The sequence below is a fragment of the Leuconostoc sp. BM2 genome (assembly GCF_002095565.1).
Classification (GTDB): Bacteria; Bacillota; Bacilli; order Lactobacillales; family Lactobacillaceae; genus Leuconostoc; species Leuconostoc falkenbergense.
In genome coordinates, this window is record NZ_MOWQ01000058.1 from 1 (window position 1) to 5539 (window position 5539).

Annotated in this window: 11 protein-coding genes and 1 pseudogene; 4 read left to right on the forward strand and 8 right to left on the reverse strand. The window is 37.8% G+C overall.

Annotation, left to right across the window (positions count from 1 at the left end; genetic code table 11):
- Both BMG01_RS09880 and BMG01_RS09885 read right to left on the reverse strand, forming a co-directional pair.
- The coding region (locus BMG01_RS09880) for an IS3 family transposase (RefSeq protein WP_143472295.1) at positions 1-331 on the reverse strand (331 nt) is incomplete at its 3' end.
- Between the two features lie 56 nt (positions 332-387).
- Positions 388-663 carry a transposase gene (locus tag BMG01_RS09885; protein WP_002816289.1) on the reverse strand — a complete coding sequence of 92 codons (276 nt, stop codon included), beginning with the start codon at positions 661-663 and terminating at the stop codon, positions 388-390.
- Positions 664-754: 91 nt separating this feature from the next.
- Here BMG01_RS09885 and BMG01_RS09890 point away from each other — a divergent pair, with 91 nt between their 5' ends.
- The 4 genes from BMG01_RS09890 (at position 755) to BMG01_RS11230 (ending at position 1788) form a co-directional block, all read left to right on the forward strand.
- Positions 755-931, forward strand: a complete 177-nt coding sequence (locus BMG01_RS09890; protein ID WP_233127296.1) for a hypothetical protein — start codon at positions 755-757, stop codon at positions 929-931.
- A 3-nt stretch (positions 932-934) separates the two neighbouring features.
- Positions 935-1279: a hypothetical protein gene (locus BMG01_RS09895; RefSeq protein ID WP_004916084.1), complete on the forward strand. Its 345-nt coding sequence runs from the start codon at positions 935-937 to the stop codon at positions 1277-1279.
- Between the two features lie 10 nt (positions 1280-1289).
- Positions 1290-1439 carry a hypothetical protein gene (locus BMG01_RS11495; RefSeq protein WP_233127297.1) on the forward strand — a complete coding sequence of 50 codons (150 nt, stop codon included), beginning with the start codon at positions 1290-1292 and terminating at the stop codon, positions 1437-1439.
- A gap of 208 nt (positions 1440-1647) precedes the next feature.
- The gene (locus tag BMG01_RS11230) at positions 1648-1788 is read left to right on the forward strand and encodes a hypothetical protein (protein WP_004912547.1); all 141 of its coding nucleotides are present in this window, start codon (positions 1648-1650) and stop codon (positions 1786-1788) included.
- Between the two features lie 184 nt (positions 1789-1972).
- On the opposite strand, the gene BMG01_RS09905 is transcribed toward BMG01_RS11230, so the two are convergent.
- The 6 genes and pseudogenes from BMG01_RS09905 to BMG01_RS09930 form a co-directional block, all read right to left on the reverse strand.
- Entirely contained in the window at positions 1973-2365 is a 393-nt protein-coding gene (locus BMG01_RS09905) for a DUF3021 family protein (protein ID WP_369802604.1), read from the reverse strand.
- Positions 2352-2819, reverse strand: coding sequence for a LytTR family DNA-binding domain-containing protein (locus BMG01_RS09910; RefSeq protein ID WP_004912540.1), 468 nt, complete (start codon positions 2817-2819; stop codon positions 2352-2354). Before BMG01_RS09910 ends, BMG01_RS09905 begins: the two co-directional genes overlap by 14 nt.
- A 60-nt stretch (positions 2820-2879) precedes the next feature.
- On the reverse strand, positions 2880-3626 hold the full coding sequence (locus BMG01_RS09915) for a hypothetical protein (RefSeq protein WP_004906677.1): 747 nt from the start codon (positions 3624-3626) through the stop codon (positions 2880-2882).
- A complete protein-coding gene (locus BMG01_RS09920) occupies positions 3623-4495 on the reverse strand; it encodes an ATP-binding cassette domain-containing protein (protein ID WP_004912536.1) in 873 nt (290 codons plus the stop codon). The genes BMG01_RS09915 and BMG01_RS09920 overlap by 4 nt, the downstream gene beginning before the upstream one ends.
- A 123-nt stretch (positions 4496-4618) precedes the next feature.
- A pseudogene (locus BMG01_RS09925) lies at positions 4619-5146 on the reverse strand (HAD-IA family hydrolase); the annotation flags it as partial.
- Positions 5147-5180: 34 nt separating this feature from the next.
- A partial coding sequence (locus BMG01_RS09930; protein WP_143472296.1) for a DDE-type integrase/transposase/recombinase occupies positions 5181-5539 on the reverse strand: 359 nt, incomplete at its 5' end.

Here is a 5539-nt window from a genome sequence, read left to right on the forward strand (position 1 = left end):
TCCAAGCATTGGCTTCGGGTAAATGCCTGATTAAGTTGGGACGTTGACGATAATCAACAGTTGTCGTTGGTTTGTTAAATCGACGAGTCATGACAGAGTATATGCCAGCTTCTCGCATTAAACGACGAACTCGGTTGGTTCCATGATGCAAATTCAGATCAGCTAATGCTAATCGCAGACGTGGCGCGCCATAAGCTTTATAGTTATTTTGCCAAATTTCACGCAACAAAGCTTTTAAAATCGTGTCTTCTCGTTGTCGTTGGCTCTCAGTATAGTGAACCCAATCAAAGTAGGTGCTTTTGGGTATTTTGAGTAGGCGAAGCACCATCATGAGTTTAAAATGCTGTTTTAGCAATGATTGGACAATAGGAAAATGGGTCTTACGTGTTACTTGCGATGTTCGCCCAGCAAAACGGCCGCAATTTTTAAAATTTCGTTTTCTTCTTTAAGTCTTGCGACTTCTTTCTGCATTGCGTTAAATTGGGCACGAGTCACTGGCTTACCAGTAACGTCCGTCCCAATGATTTGGGCTTTCTTCACCCAACCCGTGACGGTTTGTACAGCCAAATGGTATTCATTGGCTAGAGAATTAGCAGAACGTCCCTCGTTATACAAGGCAACAATTGATGACTTAAATTCTGTTGAGTATCGCTTAGCGTTCATAATATAAAAAACTCCTATACTTGATTATCTCGGATTATGCCCTAGAAATAAAGCAGTCCGGATTTTCAGTATACAAGCAATTGAACAGGTTTTGGCAAGCCATGCTTTGGCACTAGAGTTGTTACCTACGGCATCAGGGTTTTTCTTTGGTAGTACAGACTATGACGGCTATTATTTTGAAGTGTTGAGAGACACACGGCATTTTCTTCAGAAAGAATTTACTTACAACAGTGATTTAGAAAATTTGTACTATACAGAATGGTGGTGAAATATGAATATCAGAATTATTAGAATGGAGACCTACTTACAAAATTCAGCAATGGTACTCATTCCTAGCGGTGCTATCCAAGCCGTAGAACTTGTTTATGAGGCTAAAGGCTATGATGAATATGATTTGACGGCTAATGTCTGGTCGGGATTGGAAGACGAGTTATCCGAGCTAGGACTTTATTACCCCGTCAACAACAATTGGGTACATCATCAACATCTAAATGATAAATACGATAGATTAACAATTTGCTACGTGGCAGACAACAACATCACGGTCACAAACGAAAGCCTAGTAAATCATATTCACGGCAGTATTGATGGTGATGAAAGACCCGATTGGATGTAAAGGAGACATTATGGCATGGTATAGCCCTCAACAAGGTTTGACAACCGACTATATGATGATTGAACAAAATATCTCAATAAGTGAAGAGTTATTGAGTTGGCGTGATTGTGAGTCAACCTTCAAACCAATTCTCTTACAAGCGTACCGCAATGACTACTAGGACGGTGATTATGATTATTTTTTCTCACTGCGTTCTGCAAATTATTCATTATCCAATCTTGTTTTTGATATTGATGTTACGGCACTAGTATGTGGCAACCGAAAAGCCAGTGCAGCAACCATTCGTAAAAAGTTGTTTAAAATCATGAATGACTGGTGGTTACACAACCCAGACTATCACTCACCAAAATCAGATAAGGAGCAACAAAATGACAGAAACTAACCCCTTTGAAATTGTAAATAAGCTAATCACTACCAATGGTGTGGTGATTGCGACCCTAAAAAATGTTGATGAAATAACCGTTACCAGTAATCAAGTTTCACTTGATTACCAACAACAGATATTATAGAACCAAAATAAGATAATTGGGCATGTCCTATCCTGTGTCACTTCTTCTCTAATACTTTCTCTCATTTTACCAGATTATCACATATTTCACTAAAAACTGGTATTGCTATGGCAAAATTTGATATAGTGAGTTATCCTTTGCTTATCGTTAACATCAGCAAAAAAGCACAGTTGAATGCGTTCATTCAACTGTGCTTTTTATTGGCCAATTGTTCATTAATACGTCGAGCATTGTCATGTCCTTGTTGACGCATATAAAGAAAAATCGCTAAATAGATAATCACAAAAGTTGGTATATTTGTTAATGCGATGCTTGTTTTACCAAAAGTCAAAGCAATAAAGATCAAATAAGTTAACATCTCTAATACAAAATGTAAGACTAGTTGCGTCATGAAGCTGAACTTATCATAATCAAAAATTATTGATAATATTCCCATAATAGCACTCATGATCATTAACAAAGCAAATTGTGTCAATGAAACTATTGCTTGATTTAACGTGATTGACAATAAGGATAAAAATGATCCTATCCCGATACCGATGAAAGCTAGCATGATTATATACTTAAATTGTCTCATTTTCATCATTCCCTTCTAGTCGATTTAAAATATGCTTAATATATCGTCTCGACACAGTAACACGTGTCCCATCTGTTAAAAAACCATAATAATTACCAGAAAAAGCCGATGTCATTCGTGATAGTTGGTTTAAATTAATCGCTGTTGCTTTAGATATTTGAACAAACAACTGCGACTTGTCTTCATTTAAAAATTGTTTTAGTGTTTTACGCGTTACTAATTGCTGATGATTGTTACGTGTCACTGTTAATTCGTTACCAAAACTTGATACCATTAAAATATCTGATTGCGTAATCACATGAATATCATCAACCGTTTTAACCACAAATTTACTCGTTTCTGATTTTTTTGTTTGTAGTTGTTTGGCGATGGCTGTCATTTGTGTCAAATCGTTGCCCGAAATGACAACTTTAATGCCATTAAGTTGCTCATCGACATTGATTTTAATTTCCATGTCTCTCCCCCATGTGGCAATTAGCTTACCAATATAACCTTATTTTATCAAATTCTGTTATCAGACGGCGTGTATTTTGAGACGGCGATAAAATTCTGCCAGACCAAATAAGAATAGCGTGATTAATAAGAAAACAATCAGTTTAAACCACTCTGTCTGCATATCAGTCACCGTATTACTGCCCCAATGCATTTTGAGTGTCTCTCGTATGGCAGCAAATGGAATCCATTCTATGGCTTTTTCAAGCGTACGCGGCAATTGAAATGTTCCCATACTGCCTGTTAAGAAGGCAATACCAAAGTAACACACCATCGCCACGCCCTGAATCATATTGAAGCCTTTAAAAACTTGGGCAATGGCAAAAGACAAAAGATATAATGCTGCAGTTAGAATCATGGTGCTAGCAAAGACGTTGGCTAAGCTCAGCATACTCATTGAAGGCAACGGTAATACCTGATACAAAACCAAACAATAAACTACTGTCACCAGTGACACCAAAATGGCCACTGAGACAAATTTAGCGACCAACTGTTTAGCCATACGATAGCCAAACAAGACAAATCGTGTTGTGACACCATCAGCCATATCTCGACCAAAAGAAATCGTGAATGGCAAAATGACTAGGCCAAGCGGTATCATCGGTAATAACGTTGCAAATAAACCTTTAGCTAATGCTTGATTTGCTAACGTGTTACTAGTGGCATGGTAATTGCCAATAGCCAAAATCATCGGTAATAGTCCACCAACAATCATCGCAAGACTATACCCTAGTGTATTTTTAAGTTCAAATTTAATATAGTGCTTCATGATGTCTGCCCCAATCTGTTTATTTCACGCCGGTGTAACGCGTTCAAATAGATAAGTGTCACACTTGTTCGTGTTGCCGAAAAGGTAAAACCGTGTTGATTTAAGTGCGCAATCACTAACTGTTGACTATTCTGATTGTCACAACCAATCACAGTTTGCCCTGCTTCACCACGTATAATATCGCACCCTTTTGGCAAGGTAATCGCTAACTGCGGTGCATCTATGACAACCGCCGAATAACCCACATATTTTGCAAACAACATCGTCGTTAAATCGTAATCTACAACGTACCCCTGATCAATAATCAATAATTTATTGGCTAATTTTTCCAATTCATCAAAATAATGTGTAATCAGTAAAATCATAGCTGGCTTATTAGCATACCATGCTTTAATTTTAGCCATTAAGTTAAAGCGTGTCTCAAAATCAAGGCCAGTACTCAACTCATCAAAACAAGTTAATGGCGCATCTTGATATAACACCATAATGATCGTCAATCGCTGCTTTTGCCCACCCGATAACTGGGCCACCTTTTTTTTCAAATTCTTTTCAAAGTCAAAAAATTGTACGAGCTCAATTAATTTTGGATCTTTCTTGTAGGTTGTTTGTAATAAACCTTCCAAAATTGTGCGACAAGTGACAGTGGCTGGGTAATTGTTTTCTTGCAAATGCACCGCAATTTGCCCTGGTTTAACGATTTTACCAGTATAAGCTACTTGATTCGTTAATGCCTTGATTAAAGTTGATTTACCAGCCCCGTTACTGCCAACAATGCCAACGATATCATGTGCATCAACGATTATGTCGCGTCCCATATCAAGTGCAACAAACTCACCATAATTGACTTTAATATGCTTCATCTCTAACATATCATTCTCCCTGTTGTTCCTATCTTTATGATGCTAGTTTACCAAGTAGCATCAAAAAAAAACCGCTTTTGTGATAAGCGGTTTTAATTTACCTTTATGTTGCACTGCCTTGCAATGTAAAACTTACTGCGTTAGCTTTTGTTTAATATTATCTAATGTCACGCTTGCTGTATCGGCAAACCACAGCTGTAAATTGTCTTGCGACACAGCTGGGCCAATACCCAATGCTGTTTGCCCAGTACCTTGAATGGCTTTAACGCCTGCACTGGCATCCTCTAGACCAATAATTTGTTGTGGTGCTAACTTTAGCAATTCCCCAGCTTTGATATAAATTTCAGGATTTGGCTTACCATGCGCCAATGTACTTGGATCAACAATACCAATAAAATAATCTGTCAAACCCAACTGTTTTAAAATTGTCGGCGCGTTTTTTGAGGCACTAGCGATACTAGCCACATAACCTTTTTGTTTTATATCAGCAATAAAGTCAAACATACCTGGTAGAATATCATTTGGCGTCAACCCGGTAATTAATGTCACATAGTGCTTATTTTTACGCGCTGCAAAATTTGCTTTTTCATCATCCGTATAGGGCTTATACCCCTGATCAAGATTCATTTGCAAGGAATCCATCCGGCTAATGCTGCTCAGAAGTCAATAAATTGGACTATTTTTATTCAGTTAATTAGGCGACATTTGAGATACGATTGCGATTATAAAAATTGATATACCAACCAATGGCTGCTTGGACTTCAGTTAATGTTTGGTATGCCTTCAAATAAACCTCTTCACGCTTCAATATTGAATGAAACGCTTCCATACGGCCATTATCGTACGGATGGCCTTTGAGTGAATAAGAATGTTTCAAGCCATAATTTTGGCATTTAATATTAAACTCAGCACTCGTGTATTGTGATCCCATATCTGAATGAATAATGAGTGGCTTTCGATGCTTATCTAACGCCATCTGTAAGGCACTTGTGGCTAGCTCGGCTGTCATTGTATCGCCAATTTTATAGCCCAATACTTTTCTCTTTTCAGGAT

Bases quoted from the DNA above. Each gene is read 5' to 3' on its own strand.
- BMG01_RS09885 (WP_002816289.1), bottom strand. From the start codon at position 663: ATGAACGCTAAGCGATACTCAACAGAATTTAAGTCATCAATTGTTGCC.
- BMG01_RS09895 (WP_004916084.1), top strand. From the start codon at position 935: ATGAATATCAGAATTATTAGAATGGAGACCTACTTACAAAATTCAGCA.
- BMG01_RS11495 (WP_233127297.1), top strand. From the start codon at position 1,290: ATGGCATGGTATAGCCCTCAACAAGGTTTGACAACCGACTATATGATG.
- BMG01_RS11230 (WP_004912547.1), top strand. From the start codon at position 1,648: ATGACAGAAACTAACCCCTTTGAAATTGTAAATAAGCTAATCACTACC.
- BMG01_RS09905 (WP_369802604.1), bottom strand. From the start codon at position 2,365: ATGAGACAATTTAAGTATATAATCATGCTAGCTTTCATCGGTATCGGG.
- BMG01_RS09910 (WP_004912540.1), bottom strand. From the start codon at position 2,819: ATGGAAATTAAAATCAATGTCGATGAGCAACTTAATGGCATTAAAGTT.
- BMG01_RS09915 (WP_004906677.1), bottom strand. From the start codon at position 3,626: ATGAAGCACTATATTAAATTTGAACTTAAAAATACACTAGGGTATAGT.
- BMG01_RS09920 (WP_004912536.1), bottom strand. From the start codon at position 4,495: ATGTTAGAGATGAAGCATATTAAAGTCAATTATGGTGAGTTTGTTGCA.